This window comes from Stenotrophomonas sp. ESTM1D_MKCIP4_1 (genome assembly GCF_003086895.1).
Classification (GTDB): Bacteria; Pseudomonadota; Gammaproteobacteria; order Xanthomonadales; family Xanthomonadaceae; genus Stenotrophomonas.
In genome coordinates this window covers 29,631-45,988 of sequence record NZ_CP026004.1, presented here as the reverse complement: position 1 = coordinate 45,988, position 16,358 = coordinate 29,631, and the positions used below count along the sequence as shown (strand labels likewise).

The following is a 16,358-nucleotide window of genomic DNA, read 5'->3' as shown; positions in this document are numbered from 1 at the left end:
TCCTCAAGCGTTGCGAAGGCGTTGTAGCGTGCGTACCGGCCTCCTCCGGCACGACGCAGGTGCAACGACTTGCTGACACCGCGGGTCACGCGTGAACGTAACAAAGCGCATGGCGCGCGGCATCTTGCGCCGCAGCAGCTGCGGCGGCGTGGCTTCGTTGCACTGGAGGTGCGGCGGCGTGCTGCCACGCCGCCGCGGTGACGGTCAGAACTTGTAGCGCACGCCCAGCAGGAACTGGCGGCCGGTTTCGGTGTACTGCAGCGGCAGGCGACCGGTCAGCGGCGAGTACACCCACTCGTCGGACGCTTCGTTGGTCAGGTTGATGCCTTCCAGGCTCAGCTCCAGCTGCTTGCTGATCGTGTAGCGGATGGAGGCATCGATGACCGTCGTGCCGGTCATGCCGTGGTAGCCATCCAGGTTGAAGCCGGTTTCCTGGCCCGGTGCCTGGGTCAGGTAGTCGTCGCGGTTGGTGGCCGAGACGCGCGCGGCGAAGGTTTCGCCTTCGTAGAACAGCGTCGCGTTCCAGGACGACTTGGACAGCCCGGTCAGGTCGGTCTTCATCACCGGCTGGCCTGCGGAGTTCAGGTACTGGATCTTCGATTCCACCCAGGTGTAGTTCAACTGCACGCCCAGGTTCGACCACTTGCCGGGCAGGAAGCTGAAGGGCTGGGTGTAGTTCGCTTCCACGCCGTGCAGTTCGCCACCGGGCGTGTTGACCGGGCGGGTGTAGGTGAAGTCATCGCTGGCCGAGGCGCCGGTACCGGCCAGCAGCGATTCGGGCAGGCCGCTGTCGCTGAAGGGGCGCACTTCGCGGGTGGTCTGCACGAAGCTCTCGATGTCCTTGTAGAACAGGCCGATGCCGGCCATCGCGCCTTCGGCGAAGTACCACTCGAAGCCGAGGTCGACGTTGGTGGCGCGGATCGGGTCCAGGGTCGGGTTGCCGCTGGAGATGGTGCGTGCACCACCGGCCACGGCCACGGTCGCGCCCGGGGTCAGGCTGCCCAGGCCCGGACGGCTCATCACCTTGGCGGCGCCGAGGCGGATCAGGAAGTCCGGGGTGACTTCAGCCACCAGGTTGAACGAGGGCAGGGTGTCGTCGTAGGTGCGGCTGACCGTGGTCTGGGCCGTGCCGGAGGACAGCGTCGACAGGCCGGTGGATGACTGCTTGGTGCGCACGTAACGCACACCGAAGTTGCCCGACAGCGGCAGCGAGCCCAGGTCGGTGGAGAACTCGCCCATCAACCAGGCGCCGCGGTCCTTCTCTTCCACGCTGCGCACGTTGTTGGCGCGCGGAGCGACCGCGAAGGTGCCGCTGTTGCTGTAGATGTCGAACTGCTCGGCAATCGCATCCAGATCCGGCACCACCCAGTTGGACGGGCTGCCCTGGATGCCCTTCAGACCGGCCTGGGTTGTCAGATCCACCGGCACGACCTTCGTTCCATCGGCGAAGTTCGGCACGGCGAGTTCGCTGGCGCGGCGCAGTTCGGTGGTCTTGAAGCTGTAGTCCTTGGCCAGCACGCCGCCCTTCAGGCGGAAGCCGGGGCTGATGTTCCAGTTGAAGTCGAGCTGCCCCGTGTCGAAATCGTTGTCCACATACTGCGGACGCAGGCGGATTTCGGCCAGTTCCCAGCCGCTGGGATCGGTCGGGTTGATGCCGTAGTTGATGACCGGGAAGCGGCTGTTGCCACGGTAGTCGTAGCTGTACCCATCAACATCGTACTTGTCCATGATGATGGTGGTCTGCACCGGATTCTCGTGCTTGGAGCGCGAGATACCGACCTTTCCGGACAGGGTGAAATCATCGCCGAAGCGGTGCTGGCCGTTCAGGCTGAGCTGCTTGAACTCGGTGCTCCACTCGTCGTGGCGGTTCTCGGTACGGATGTCGACGTTGTCGAACTCGCCATACAGCAGCGCGTTGTCGCGGATCTCGCCGTTCTTGACGATGGTGTTCGGCTTGCCCACCAGGCGCGGCGTGGTGCTGGTGCCGCGGCTGAAGGAAATGGCCTCGATGTACTGCTCATCGCGGGTGGCATCGATCTTCGAGTACAGCGCATCCAGCGAGATCTCGGTGGCGTCGCTGGGCTTCCACTGCAGCGAACCGGTCACGCCCAGGCGCTTCTGTTCGTGTTCCATCTGCACGTAGCGCGGGAAGCGCGGGTGGAAGACATCGGCGGCACGCGCGGCAGTGAACGGCGAGGACGCGGAGAAATTGCCGTTGCTCGGGCCGTTGGCCCAACGACCAGTGTTGGAGCCTTCTTCCAGCGCCTGGCGCTCGGAATAGGCCACCGACAGCAGCGCACCGAACGTGCCATCGGCGAAGGTGTTGGAGATCAGCGCGGACAGGCGCGGGTCCGCCTTTTCAGCCATGCCGTTGTAGCTGGCCTGGCCGCTGGCGGCGAAAGTGAAGCCGTCGTAGTCGAACGGGCGTGCGGTACGCAGGTCGACCGTGGCGCCCAGCGAGCCTTCTTCCACGTCGGCCGAGGCGGTCTTGCGCACGATCAGCTGCGAGAACAGATCCGAAGCAAACACATTGAAGTCGAAGCCGCGGCCACGGTTGGTGCCGCCGCTCTGGTCACCGGCGCCCACCGTGGTCAGCGCTTCCATGCCGTTGATGCGCACGCGGGTGAAGTCCGGGCCGAGGCCGCGCACCGAAATGTTGCGGCCTTCGCCGGCTTCACGGGTGATGACCACGCCCGGGATGCGCTGCAGCGACTCGGCCAGGTTCAGGTCGGGGAACTTGCCGATGTCCTCGGCCACGATGGCGTCGACCACGCCGGATTCGCTGCGCTTGATGTCCAGCGCCTTTTCCACGCTGGCGCGGTAGCCGGTGACATTCACCGTATCCAGGTTGGTGGCGCTGGGCGCCTCGCTCTGCTGCTGGGCCGCAGCGCCGGCCGACAGGGCCAGGCTGACCGCCATGGCGAGCAAGGTAACCGGTGTCTTTTTTGCGTGGTTCCGAGAATGCATGCCTTTCCCCTCTCCCAAAGGTCTGGTCTCGCGAGTGTTTCAGCGGAATGACACCGCTGGTCAGAGCCGACGGTAGCAGCACGCTCCCTCGGCGGCATCTTGCACCGCAACAGACTTGTAATGTCTCCAAGACGCTTGCGGGACAATGCTTCCGACAGTTTGCTAGGCTGTGTCCAAGGCCGGTCGGTTTTCATATGACACCGATGGTCAACCGCCGCGCGGATGCGTGGCGCGATTCCACGCCGCCCAGCAGCACCTGCTGGCGGCCAGCGTAAGGGAGCGGAAATGGGTCGTGTCGTATGTTTCGGGGAATTGCTGCTGCGCCTGGGCGCACCGGGTCGCGAACTGCTGATGCAGTCGCCGCAGCTGCAGGTGCACGTGGGCGGGGCGGAGGCGAACGTGGGTGTCTCGCTGTCCTGCCTTGGACACGAGGTGGCCATGGTCAGCACTGTGGCCGGCAACGCGCTGGGTGCCCACGTGCTGGGTGAACTGCGCCGGCACGGGGTCGATACGCGCAGCGTGCGGCAGGATCCCGAGGGCCGCATGGGCCTGTATTTCCTGACCACCGGCGCGGTGCAGCGCGCCAGCGAAGTGGTCTATGACCGCGCCGATTCCGCGTTCGCGCGCAGCACCGCCGCCGACTACGACTGGCCAGTGCTGCTGCAGGGCGCACAGTGGCTGCACCTGTCCGGGGTCAGCCCGGCACTGGGCCCCGACGTCGCCCAGGCCACGCTGGAGGCGGCGCGCGCGGCACGTGCACTGGGCGTGCGCGTGTCCTTCGATGGCAACTTCCGGCCGAAGCTGTGGCAGCGCTGGGGCGGCGATGCGCAGGCCATCCTGCGCGAACTGTTCGCCCAGGCCGACATCGTCTTCGCCGACTACCGCGACATCGAAGTCATCCTCGGCCAGCGCTTCGCGCAGACCGACGTGGTAGACAAGGTCGAGGCAGCGGCCGCAGCGGCATTCGCCGCGTTCCCGCAGCTGCAGTGGATGGCCTGCACCCAGCGCCAGACCCTCAGCGTGGACCACCATGCGCTGGGCGCGCTGCTGCTGGGCCGCGACGGCACCCGTGCGCAGGCGCCGGTGCGCCAGCTGCAGGGCATCGTCGACCGCATCGGCGGGGGTGATGCATTCGCGGCGGGCATCCTGCATGGCATCCTGTCCGGCTTCGATGCCGACGCCACCGTGCGGTTCGGCCTGGCCGCCGGGGGGCTGAAGCACTCGATCCCCGGCGATTTCAACCCTGTCAGCGAAGCTGACGTACTGGCCCTGGTGGGCGAGGAGCGATTCGATGTCCGGCGCTGATCCGCGCGTACGTGCGGTACTGAAACTTGCACCGGTGATTCCGGTGTTCACCCCCGATGACGTCGACGACGCCGTGCAGGTGGCCCAGGCGCTGTTCCGCGGCGGCCTGCCGGTGATCGAAGTCACTCTGCGTACGCCGCGTGCGCTGGAAGCGATCAAGGCCATGGTCGAGGCCGTGCCGGATGCGGTGGTGGGTGCGGGCACGGTCCTGACCCCGGCGCAGATGCAGGCCGCCAAGGCCGCCGGTGCGCGTTTCGCGGTGTCGCCGGGTGCGACGCCGACGCTGTACGCCGCCGCGCGCGATGCCGACCTGCCTTACCTGCCCGGCGTGGCGACCGGCTCCGAGCTGATCCTCGGCCTGGAACACGGTCTGGACACGTTCAAGTTCTTCCCGGCGGTGCAGTCCGGCGGCGCGCCGCTGCTGTCGGCCTGGCACGGCCCGTTCGCCGATGTGCGCTTCTGCCCGACCGGTGGCATCAGCGCGCAGACCGCACCGCAGTTCCTGCACCTGCCCAACGTGCTGTGCGTGGGCGGTTCGTGGCTGACCACCGCGGCCCTGATGCAGTCGCGCGACTGGGACAGCATCGAACGCCTGGCACGCGAAGCGGCGGTGCTGGCCGGCTGACCTGCTCCTCGTAGAGTCGAGCTTGCTCGACTGCTGTTCGCGAGGAGCCAATCGAGCAAGCTCGACTCTACGAGACAGCGACAGTCGAGCAAGCTCGACTCTACGCAAAGCAGACATCCAGCCCATGCGCCCCAGCGCAGGCGCCACATCCGCATACGCGCCGCAGGCATCAAGCCCGCGCACCCCATCGCGGACGTCGAACATGCAGGCCCGTCGCGCGCTCAGCGCGTGGCGGGTTGGCCCAGCCGCCGGTACAGCGTGCTGCGGCTGATACCCAGCCGCCTGGCCGCAGCAGAGACATTGCCGTCGGCAACCTGCAGGGCCTGGCGCATCACGTCCTCGGCGATGTCACGCAGCCCACCCTGCACGGGATTCATGGCGGTCACCGGGGCCGCCGGCGCCTTCAACAGTTCGGCAGGCAGATGGGCGGCGGTGATCTGCTCACCCGGCTCACTCAACGCCACCAGCGTGCGCAGGCAGGCCTGCAGCTGCCGCAGGTTGCCCGGCCAACGCTGCCGCTGCAGCACCTCCAGCACCTCGCCCTGCAACACACGGCCCTGTGCGATCGGTGTCCACAGCGCCTGCAGCAGCGCGCCACGCTCGTCCAGCTCGCGCAGGGCCGGCAGGTGCACCACGTGGTCGGCGATGCGGTAGTACAGATCGGCGCGAAAGCGCCCCTCGGCCACGGCCTGCTGCAGATCGCAGTGGCTGGCACACACCAGGGCGAAATCCAGTTTCACCGGGCGGCCCCCGCCCAGGGGTGACAGCTCGCGTTCCTGCAGTACGCGCAGCAGGCGCGGCTGCAGGGCCAGCGGCATGTCGCCGATCTCGTCGAGGAACAGTACCCCGCCCTGCGCCTGCCGCAGCAGGCCGGTACTGCCCTGCCGGCGCGCACCCGTAAACGCGCCTTCTTCGTAACCGAACAGCTCTGCTTCGATCAGGCCCTCCGGCAGGGCCGCGCAGTTCACTGCCACCAATGGCTGGCCGGCGCGCGCGCAACGGCGATGCAGTTCGCGTGCGAACACTTCCTTGCCGGTGCCGGTTTCACCCTGCACCAGCACCGGCAAGCCGGCATCGAGCACCCGCACGGCCTGGCGCAGCTGCTGCTGTACCGGCGTGGCCAGCACGGTGCCGGGGGCGGCCAGCACGACCGTGGCGGCGGCCGCAGGTGTCAGGCGGGGTGCACGGGCGACCACCGCTCTGTCGCTGCGCATCCGGCGGCGGCCGTCCGCATGGCCATGCAGCGCACGCCCCTGGCGGTCCAGCAACATGCCGTCGTCATGCAGGCGCGACAGCGGCTGGTCGAACAGCGCCTCATAGGACGCCCGTCCAATGTCGTGGCGGTCCAGCCCGAACAGGCCCAGCCCGACCCGGTTGGCCGCCACCAGACGGCCATTGCGGAAACCGAGCAGGGCCTCGCGCGGGCTGCCCAGCAGCAGTGGCTGGGCGTGCAGGTGCAGCAGCTCGCAGTCGTCCAGTCCATCGGCGAAGTAACGGTGCTCGATCTGGTCCACCGCCTGCCGGCCCAGCGCCAGCGCATGCAGGTGGGCATGGCGCGCATCGCCGGAGATGTCGAGCACACCGACGCGCTGGCCGAACGGATCGAAGATCGGCGTGGCCGAACAGGTGAGGATGCCGTGCGGCGCGAAGAAGTGTTCGCCGCCGCGCACCTGCAGGGCACGGCCTTCGACGATGGCGGTGCCGATGGCATTGGTGCCCACCGTGCCTTCATCCCAGCGCACGCCGGGCATCAAGGCGACCTGTCCGGCCCGGTCCAGGAAGCTGTTGCTGCCCTCGGCATCCAGTACCCAGCCTTCTTCGTCGGTGAGCAGCACGATGCCGTCGCTGCTGGACAACGAGCCTGCCAGCCCTTCCAGCTCTGGCCGGGCCAACCGCCACAGGCGTTCGCGGCGCTGGCGCAGTTCACGCAGCGACAGTTCCGGCACAGGGGCCACATCGGGCCGCGCGTCCGCCGATAGGCCCTGGCGCTGGCAGCGTCGCCAGGATTGCAGGATGGCGTCAGGCACGGCGCCTGCCGGCGATGCGCCGCGCTCGAAGAAGGCGCGGCGCGCGCCACCGACGCGCTCGGGAAGACTCGGCTGGGACACCCTGTCACTCCTGTGTCGCATTCTGCGACAGTTGTTGCGGGCACTGTTCCGATTAAAAGCACATCCCGGCTTCAGTTGCGATGACGACCGGTGGTGCACCGCCGCATCCTGCGCTGGAGGCTTCAACAGCCGCGCCGCCGCGCATCGTGACGCGGCGCAGCACAGGCAGGGTTGGCACGCTCGTTGCGGTATGGGGCGAAGGCCACGGGTTGTCCGGGCCATCCAAGGAGTGCCCACCATGAATGCCGTTGCCTCGCCCTCGCCCCTCCCGGCCGACCCGGCCGACCCGCGCTCACTGTTCAAGCCCCGCTACGACAACTACATCGGCGGACAGTGGGTGGCACCGCGCAGCGGCCAGTACTTCGAAAACACCACGCCCATCACCGGCAAGGTGCTCACCTCGGTAGCGCGTTCCAATGCCGAGGACATCGAAGCGGCACTGGACGCTGCCCACGCCGCGAAGGCCGACTGGGGCCAGCGCTCCACCACCGAACGCGCCAACATCCTCAACCGCATTGCCGACCGCATCGAGCAGAACCTGGAACTGATCGCCCGTGCCGAGACCTGGGACAACGGCAAGCCGATCCGCGAAACGCTCAACGCCGACATTCCGCTGATGGTCGATCACTTCCGCTACTTCGCCGGTGCGGTGCGCGCGCAGGAAGGCAGCCTGTCGGAGATCGACAAGGACACCGTGGCCTACCACTTCCACGAACCGCTGGGGGTGGTGGGGCAGATCATCCCGTGGAATTTCCCGCTGCTGATGGCCGCGTGGAAGCTGGCCCCGGCACTGGCCGCCGGCAACTGCGTGGTGCTCAAGCCGGCCGAGCAGACACCGGCCTCGATCCTGGTGCTGATGGAGATCATCGGCGACCTGCTGCCGCCAGGCGTGCTCAACATCGTCAACGGCTTCGGCCTGGAAGCGGGCAAGCCGCTGGCCAGCAACCCGCGCATCTCCAAGATCGCCTTCACCGGGGAAACCACCACCGGCCGCCTGATCATGCAGTACGCCAGCCAGAACCTGATTCCGGTGACGCTGGAACTGGGTGGCAAATCGCCCAACATATTCTTCGCCGACGTGATGGCCGAGGATGATGATTTCCTCGACAAGGCGGTGGAGGGCTTCGTGCTGTTCGCGCTCAACCAGGGCGAAGTGTGTACGTGCCCGTCGCGTGCGCTGGTGCAGGAATCCATCTACGAACGCTTCATGGAACGCGTGCTCAAGCGCGTGGCGGCGATCAAGCAGGGTGACCCGCTGGACCCGGACACCATGATCGGTGCGCAGGCCTCCTCCGAGCAGCTGGAAAAGATCCTGTCCTACATCGATATCGGCAAGCAGGAAGGGGCCGAAGTACTGATCGGTGGTGAGCAGAACAGGCTGGGCGGCGATCTGGCCGGCGGCTATTACGTGAAGCCCACGGTGTTCAAGGGCCACAACCGCATGCGCATCTTCCAGGAGGAGATCTTCGGGCCGGTGGTGGCGGTGACCACCTTCAAGACCGAAGAAGAAGCGCTGCAGATCGCCAACGACACGCTGTACGGCCTCGGTGCCGGCGTGTGGAGCCGCGATGCCTCGCGCCTGTACCGCATGGGCCGGGCAATCCAGGCCGGGCGCGTGTGGACCAACTGCTACCACGCGTATCCCGCGCACGCGGCGTTCGGCGGCTACAAGCAGTCGGGCATCGGTCGTGAGAACCACAAGATGATGCTCGACCACTACCAGCAGACCAAGAACCTGCTGGTCAGCTACTCGCCGAAGAAGCTGGGCTTCTTCTGAAGAATTGATCGGGATCAAGGCGCGGGCATGAGGCCGGCGCCATCCTGTCTGCAAGCGCACTACGGAGAAAACCGCATGAATAGAACCATGAAGGCCGCCGTTGTCCGTGAGTTCGGCAAGCCGCTGGTCATCGAGGAAGTCGTGGTACCGCGCCCGGGGGCGGGCGAGGTACTGGTCAGAATCGAGGCCTGCGGCGTCTGCCACACCGACCTGCACGCCGCCGAGGGCGACTGGCCGGTGAAACCGAACCCGCCGTTCATCCCCGGCCACGAGGGCGTGGGGCACGTCGTGGCCGTGGGAGGCGGGATAGGGCACGTCAAGGAAGGCGACAGGGTCGGCATCCCCTGGTTGTACTCGGCGTGTGGCCATTGCGAACATTGCCTGGGTGGCTGGGAAACGCTGTGCGAAACGCAGCGCAACACCGGCTACTCGGTCAACGGCGGCTTCGCCGAGTACGCACTGGCCGATGCCAACTATGTCGGCCTGCTTCCGAAGGAAGTGGGCTTCGTGGAGATCGCGCCGGTGCTCTGCGCCGGGGTGACCGTCTACAAGGGCCTGAAGGTCACCGATACCAAGCCCGGTGATTGGGTCGCCATTTCCGGCATCGGCGGCCTGGGCCACATGGCAGTGCAGTACGCACGGGCGATGGGCCTGAACGTGGCGGCCATCGACGTCGATGATGGCAAGCTGGCATTGGCCCGTCGGCTGGGTGCGCAGGTCACCGTCAACGCCCGCACCACCGACCCGGCCGCGTTCCTGAAGAAGGAGATCGGCGGTGCGCACGGCGCGCTGGTCACCGCGGTATCACCCAAGGCGTTCGAGCAGGCGCTGGGCATGGTCCGCCGGGGTGGCACGGTGTCGTTGAACGGCCTTCCGCCGGGCAACTTCCCGTTGGACATCTTCGGTATGGTGCTCAACGGCGTCACCGTACGCGGCTCGATCGTCGGCACGCGACTGGACCTGCAGGAATCGCTGCAGTTCGCTGCCGAAGGCAAGGTCGCCGCAACGGTCAGCACCGACCGCCTTGAAAACATCAACGACGTGTTTGCGCGCATGCATGCCGGCACCATCGAAGGGCGCGTGGTCCTGGACTTCGCTGCCTGACCCTCCCGCGCATGGCTGCCGCGCCCGTCCCCCTCTCCCACGGGCGCGGCGGCCGTGCAAGGGGTCGGATCCCTCTGCCACCGGCAGAGGGATCCGACCCCCGAACGAGGCCACCATGAATGAACTTCCGCACCAGGTCATCGCCACGCTCGCGGCGCTGCAGCTGATCGAAAAGCTGCGTGCGCGGCATGGGCCGTTGTTGTTCCACCAGTCCGGTGGCTGCTGCGATGGTTCCTCGCCGATGTGCTTTGCGCAGGGCGATTTCATCGTCGGCGACCGCGACGTCTGCCTGGGCGAGATCGGCGGCGCACCATTCCACATCAGTCCCTCGCAGTTCGAGTACTGGAAGCACACGCAGCTGATCATCGACGTGGTACCCGGACGTGGTGGCATGTTCTCGCTTGAGAACGGCGAGGGCGTGCGCTTCCTGGTGCGCTCACGGCTGTTCAGCGATGAGGAATTCGCCGCGCTGCAGGCCGCCGGCAAGGCCTGAGCCCCTGTAGAGCCGAGCCCATGCTCGGCGGCTTTCCACATTCGCCAGCCGAGCATGGGCTCGGCTCTACCGTCGCGCGCGCCGTACAATGCGCGCATGCCCGAGATGCTTAAGACTGCTTTCCTGTCCGTCGTCGCCCTGGTCGGCGCGCTGCTCGCGCTCGCCCTGGTCAGCAGTGCCGGCGGCTGGCTGCCGTCGCTGTTCGGCCTGCATCCCGGCAGCGAAGCACAACTGGGCTGGGACCTGGTCTTCACCGTACTCGGCGGCATCGCCGGCATCGCCTTCGCGACCTATTACGCGCCATGCTGGCCGCGTGCGCACGGCACCTCGATCTGGGCGCTGCTGGTCGTCGGCAGCGGCTATGGACTGTGGGTGATGGGCGGCGACTTCCCGCGCTGGTTCGCCATCGTCCTGCTGCTTTCCCTGCCGGTGCAACTGATCGGCGGCTGGTGGTTCGGCCGTCGTCCTTCCCGCAGCGCAACACAGGCTTAACAATTCCCCCCTAGGCTCGGTGCCCGCCGAACGTCGGCAACGCGGCGCAGGGGCCTGCACCCACGGATAAAGGGGCAGGCGCGGCGTAAGACACCACAGGGAACCGGGAAACCATCCGATGCGTCACCAGATCCGGGAGGCCGTTGCTGCGGCCCCCCATGCGAAGCTTTTGTCCCGCGCCGTGCATGCGGTGCTGATCGGCGGCCTGGCCGTACTGCCCATCGATGCAATGGCGGAAGAAGCCGCCGATGGCGATACCCGTGAGCAGCTGCAGCAGCTGGACACCGTCACCGTTTCCGGCAGCTATGCCAGGAGCCTGGAGCGCGCGGTCGACCTCAAGCGCGCCAACATCGGTTTCTCGGATTCGATCGTCGCCACCGACGTCGCCGATTTTCCCGAACAGAACCTGGCCGAAGCGCTGCAGCGCATGCCGGGTGTGACCATCGAGCGCAACAAGGGCCTGGGCAGCAAGGTCAGCGTGCGGGGCCTGCCCAGCGAGTTCACCCTGGTATCCATCAACAACCTCGCCACCGCCTCGGGCAGTGGTGGGCGCGACGTGCAGTTCGACATCTTCGCTGCCGACGTGGTGCAGACGGTGACCGTGCAGAAGTCGCCGACCGCCGCCGACGAAGAGGGCGGCATTGCCGGTTCGGTCTACATCGAAACGGCCAAGCCGTTCGACTTCCCCGAACCGAAGTTCAGTGCCTCTGCCGAAGCCTCGCACAACTCGATCAACGGCAAGATCGACCCGAAGATCTCCTTCCTCGCCAGCGATACCTGGGGCGACTGGGGTGGCCTGGTGTCCTTCTCCAAGGCCAAGCGCAGCAACCGCACCGATTCCAACTCGGGCATCAACTTCCGGCCGATGGGCCGCTTCCTGGAAGCATCGGGTACGCGCAGCTCGCAGGCTGCCGCCGTGCTGGCGCGGCATGCCGGCATCGTCGTGCAGGACCGCATGGACAAGGACGAGACCAGTCGCATCATCTTCCAGGACAAGGTCGGCGACCGCGTCTACCTCAACGAGCAGGACCAGTGGGGCGCCACCGCGTCGCTGCAGTTCAAGCCCAGCGATACCTTCTCGCTCAGCTTCGATGCGATGTTCGGCGGCTATGACACGCACGAGGACGAGTACGATGCCGCCGCCTACTCGGCATCCAGCCGCAGCACGCTGGACCGCATCTACGACTACGACAACACCACCCTGGGCGCCTACGGCATCACCGTGCTGAAGGACGTGGCCTACACCGCCACCCAGCACGAGATCCTCAGCAAGGAGCGCAACGCCAACACCGACTACCGCCAGTTCAGCACCAAGCTGGACTGGAAGGTGGGCGGCTGGGATATCGATGCGCTGGTGGGCTACTCCGGTGCGCGCAAGGATTCGGACTACGCCAACCTCAAGCACGTGGCCTACGCACCGTCGCGCACGCGCTGGACCGGCAATGGCGGCGAGACCGTGCCGAGCACCACCGGCGGTTTCGACATGTACAACGCGGCGGACAAGTATCTGTTCGAGGCATACGAAACCGAAGTGGAACAGGTGAAGGATGACAAGTACGCCGCGCAGCTCGACCTGCGCCGGCAGATGAACCTGGCCTTCTTCCCGGCGTTGAATGCACTGCAGTTCGGCGCGCGCTACACCGACAAGACCAAGGAACGCGCATTCGGCAGCGGCAAGATCCAGGGCCCGACGGCCGGCAGTACGGCATGGGTGAACACCCGCACCTTGGCCGACAGCAACCCGATGTGGATCAGCCAGCTGGCGCCGGGCGGCGCCTACCGGCCCAGCGATCTGGACTGGCAGCAGGTCTCCAATGCCTATGCACGCGCCACCTTCCGCTACCCGGGCTATGAAACCCCGATCGACCCAGGCCAGTACTACGAAGTGAAGGAGAAGACCCTGGCGCTGTATGCCATGGCCGATTTCTACTTCGACATCGGCAGCGTGCCGGTGTACGCCAACCTGGGTGTGCGCTCGATCGACACCGACGTCGATTCGGCCGGCTTCCACCCGGTGCAGAATGCCGATGGCAGCAGCGGCTACACGCCGACGCCGATCTCCAGCAGCGGCGATTACAGCAAGATCCTGCCCAGCTTCAACATGACCGCCGAGATCGCCGACGGCCTGGTGCTGCGTGGCGCCGCCTCTGAAACCCTGATGCGTCCGTCGCTGACCGACATCGCCTACCGGCGCACCGTGAGCTGGAGCAGCTTCCGCTTCATGGACGGCAACCCGGCACTGAAGCCGACCACCGCCAAGCAGTGGGAAGTGGGCCTGGAAAAGTACCTGCAGAATGGTGGCCTGCTGGCGGCGTCCTACTTCTCCAAGAAGATCGACGGCGTGGTGCGGCAGTCGCTGACCGGCATCGTGCCGAACGTGGAAAAGCTCAACGCCAACGGCTCTCTGGACGGCTACTACGACTTCGAGGTCTACCAGCCGGTCAACGCCGAGGGTTCCTACAAGGTGACCGGCGTCGAACTGGTGGCGCAGCTGCCGTTGTCGATGCTGCACCCGGCGCTGGAAGGCTGGGGCATCAACGCCAACTACACCCAGCTGGACAACTCGCTGACCGGTGCCTCGGACCTGGATATCCCCACGCCGCCGGAAGGCCTGGCCGAGAAGGCGTACAACTTCACCCTGTACTACGAGAACGACCGCTTCAGCGCGCGCGCCTCGTACAACTACAAGGACAAGTACGTCGAGTACATCCACCTGAACATGTATCCGGTCTACCGCGATGCCTATGGCCAGCTGGATGCGTCGATCGGCTTCCGCCTCAATGACACCTGGAAGCTGAACCTGGAGGCGATCAACCTGCTGGACGAGAAAACCAGCGGCTATACGATCGACAAGGCCTTCCCGACCCAGTACGAGTTCTCCGGGCGCCGCGTCACCTTCGGCATCCGCGCGGATTTCTGATAGACGCAGGAGGCGGCGTGTTCGCGCGCCGCCTTCCCTGTAGAGCCGAGCCCATGCTCGGCTGCTTCTGATCGTGGACACGGAAGCCGAGCATAGGCTCGGCTCTACAAATCGGTGGCCGGCAACACCTGCTTCAGGCGTTCGATCCCTTGCCAAGGATCACCTTTCAGGCGCTTGGCCCTCGCCAGCGCCTTGGCCAGCGGAAACGCATCGGCGGCGCCCACCCTGGCCAGTTCCTCCCAACGCAATGGCACCGCCACGCCGGCACTTTCGCGTGCCCGCAGCGACCACGAACACACGCTGGTGGCGCCGCGCGTGTTGCGCAGCCAGTCGATGAAGATGACACCGCTGCGCTTGGCCTTGCTCATCGTCGCCACGTAACGGTCGGGCTGCTCCAGTGCCATCGCCTGAGCGAAGGCTTCGCAGAATGCCTTGGCCTGTTCCCAGTCCGCCTTGGGCTGCAGCGGCACCACCACGTGCACACCCTTGCCGCCGGACAGCCGCACGAAACTCTGCAGGCCCACCTGCAGCAAACGGTCACGCACATCGCGCGCGCCCGATTTCACCTGTGCCCAGCTCACGCCTTCGCCGGGATCCAGATCGAACACCAGGCGGTCCGGATGCTCCGGGTCGGCCACCGTCGCGCCCCACGGGTGCAGCTCCAATGTATTCATCTGTACCAGCTGCAGCAGGCCGCGCGCATCGTCGATATGGACGTAGTCCTCGCGCCCGCTTTTCTGCTGCAGCGGCACCGCGTGCACGGCATCGCCCAGGCCCGAGCCGTGGTGCTTCTGGAAGAAGCAGGCCTTGCCGACCCCATCGGGGCAGCGCAGCAGCGACAGCGGGCGGCCGGCAATCTCCGGCAGGATCCAGCGCGCCATCTGCCGGTAGTACGCAGCCACATCGCCCTTGCTGAATTTCTGCCTGGGGTACACCACCCGTTCGGGATGGCTGATGGCCACTGCCGTTTCATCGTTGCCCCGCGCCTGTGCCATGCCCAGGTCCTCCTGCTGCTTGTCGCTGCGCAGGCGCTTGAAGCTGGCCTGGCGCAGCAGCCCTTCCTTGCCCCAGCCACGGAAGGCGACCTCGGCCACCACCACGGGCCTGACCCAGCGCACGCTGGCGGCGCGGAACGGGACATGGGCCGGCAGTTCCAGTACCGGTGTTTTCACGGCCAGGGGCGCCAAGACGGTAGTCAGCGCCTTCAACCCTTCATCGTCGAAGCCGGTGCCGACCCGGCCCACATAGCGCAGGCCACCGGCATCGGGCGTGGCCAGCAGCAGCGACCCGAAGCCGACGCGGCTGCCCTTGGGCGCGGTGTGGCCGACGATGACGAATTCGTCGGTGTCTTCGTGCTTGACCTTCACCCAGCTGCGCGCGCGGGCGTTCACGTAGGGCGCATCGACCTGCTTGCTGACGATGCCCTCGTAGCCAGCCTCACCACTGGCGGCAAACACTGCCGGGCCGTGGTCGACCACGTGTTCGCTGAAGGCCAGTGTGCCTGGCTCCGGCCCGATCAGGTCCTTCAGCAGGGCCTTGCGTTCACGCAACGGCGCGCAGCTGATGTCCACGCCAGCGACACCCGGCAGATCGAAAGCGATGTAGCGCAGCGGCTGTTTCGAGCTGCCATCGATGACGCGTTGCAGGGCGGCGAAATCACTGCGTCCCTGTGCATCGAGCACCACCAGTTCACCATCCAGGCGGGCGTCACGTACCGGCAGCGCACGAACGGCCTGCACGACTTCGGGAAAGTCAGCTGTCCAGTCCAGGCCATTGCGCGAGCGCAGCTTCACCTCGCCCTCGTGCAGATCGGCCAGCAGGCGGTAGCCATCCCATTTGATCTCGTGCAGCCAACGGTCGCCGTCGGGCGCGGTATCGCGGTGGTCGGTCAGCTGGGGTCTGAAATCGCGCGGGTAAGCATGGTCGCGCGCACCGGCCAGTTTCAGCGCGCGCGCATGCCAGCGCGCGTCCGCCTTGCGTGCCGTGGAGGGCGCACGTTTCTTCGCCGGCTTTCCTGCTGCCTTGGGGGATCGCATCGCGCGCTCCAGAAGATCATCGGCCTCGGCATCGCGCGCCTCGGCATCGTCGCGCTTGATCAGCAGCCACTGCACCTGTCGCCCTTTCATGGCGGTGCGCACCAGTTTCCAACCACCGTGCAGGCGCTGTCCGTGCAGTACGAAATCAATCTTGCCGTCGGCCAGCGCCTGCAGCGGGTCACCTTCGCAGGCCCAGCTGCCATGGTCGAAGACCTGCACGTGGCCGGCGCCATAGTGGCCTTCGGGAATGTCGCCCTCGAAGCCGGCGTAGGACAACGGATGGTCCTCCACTTCCACCGCCAGGCGCTTTTCGCCCACGCGCAGCGAGGGACCCCTGGGTACCGCCCAGCTCTTCAGCACCCCGTCCATCTCCAGACGGAAGTCGTAGTGTCGCGAGCTGGCGTGGTGGAGCTGGATGACGAACTGCGGGCGCCGCATCGGATTGCCTGCGGCTGGACCATCATCCGGTTCCGGTGTCTGCCCGCTGCCACCGCCCAGGCGGCGCTTGCGGCGGTACTGGTGCAGCGACAT

Annotated in this window: 10 protein-coding genes; 7 read left to right on the top strand and 3 right to left on the bottom strand. The window is 66.6% G+C overall.

Going from position 1 to position 16,358, the window contains the following annotated elements:
• Positions 1-204: 204 nt before the first annotated feature.
• Entirely contained in the window at positions 205-2,967 is a 2,763-nt protein-coding gene (locus tag C1924_RS00180) for a TonB-dependent receptor (RefSeq protein ID WP_108763535.1), read from the bottom strand.
• Between the two features lie 285 nt (positions 2,968-3,252).
• On the opposite strand from C1924_RS00180, the gene C1924_RS00175 reads away from it, so the two are divergent.
• Both C1924_RS00175 and eda read left to right on the top strand, forming a co-directional pair.
• The gene (locus tag C1924_RS00175) at positions 3,253-4,272 is read left to right on the top strand and encodes a sugar kinase (protein WP_108763534.1); all 1,020 of its coding nucleotides are present in this window, start codon (positions 3,253-3,255) and stop codon (positions 4,270-4,272) included.
• Positions 4,259-4,897, top strand: coding sequence for a bifunctional 4-hydroxy-2-oxoglutarate aldolase/2-dehydro-3-deoxy-phosphogluconate aldolase (gene eda / locus C1924_RS00170; protein WP_108763533.1), 639 nt, complete (start codon positions 4,259-4,261; stop codon positions 4,895-4,897). The genes C1924_RS00175 and eda overlap by 14 nt, the downstream gene beginning before the upstream one ends.
• A gap of 221 nt (positions 4,898-5,118) precedes the next feature.
• On the opposite strand, the gene C1924_RS00165 is transcribed toward eda, so the two are convergent.
• Positions 5,119-7,005 carry a sigma-54-dependent Fis family transcriptional regulator gene (locus tag C1924_RS00165; RefSeq protein ID WP_254051183.1) on the bottom strand — a complete coding sequence of 629 codons (1,887 nt, stop codon included), beginning with the start codon at positions 7,003-7,005 and terminating at the stop codon, positions 5,119-5,121.
• A 238-nt stretch (positions 7,006-7,243) separates the two neighbouring features.
• Between C1924_RS00165 and adh the strand changes: the two genes are divergently transcribed.
• The 5 genes from adh (at position 7,244) to C1924_RS00140 (ending at position 13,791) form a co-directional block, all read left to right on the top strand.
• Complete coding sequence (adh, locus tag C1924_RS00160) at positions 7,244-8,782, top strand: aldehyde dehydrogenase (protein ID WP_108763531.1); 1,539 nt, start codon at positions 7,244-7,246, stop codon at positions 8,780-8,782.
• Between the two features lie 75 nt (positions 8,783-8,857).
• Positions 8,858-9,886, top strand: a complete 1,029-nt coding sequence (gene adhP, locus C1924_RS00155; RefSeq protein ID WP_108763530.1) for an alcohol dehydrogenase AdhP — start codon at positions 8,858-8,860, stop codon at positions 9,884-9,886.
• Between the two features lie 115 nt (positions 9,887-10,001).
• On the top strand, positions 10,002-10,379 hold the full coding sequence (locus C1924_RS00150) for a DUF779 domain-containing protein (protein WP_108763529.1): 378 nt from the start codon (positions 10,002-10,004) through the stop codon (positions 10,377-10,379).
• A gap of 96 nt (positions 10,380-10,475) precedes the next feature.
• Entirely contained in the window at positions 10,476-10,871 is a 396-nt protein-coding gene (locus C1924_RS00145) for a hypothetical protein (RefSeq protein ID WP_108763528.1), read from the top strand.
• Between the two features lie 118 nt (positions 10,872-10,989).
• Entirely contained in the window at positions 10,990-13,791 is a 2,802-nt protein-coding gene (locus C1924_RS00140; RefSeq protein ID WP_108763527.1) for a TonB-dependent receptor, read from the top strand.
• Between the two features lie 104 nt (positions 13,792-13,895).
• On the opposite strand, the gene ligD is transcribed toward C1924_RS00140, so the two are convergent.
• Positions 13,896-16,358 carry a DNA ligase D gene (gene ligD / locus C1924_RS00135; protein ID WP_108763526.1) on the bottom strand — a complete coding sequence of 821 codons (2,463 nt, stop codon included), beginning with the start codon at positions 16,356-16,358 and terminating at the stop codon, positions 13,896-13,898.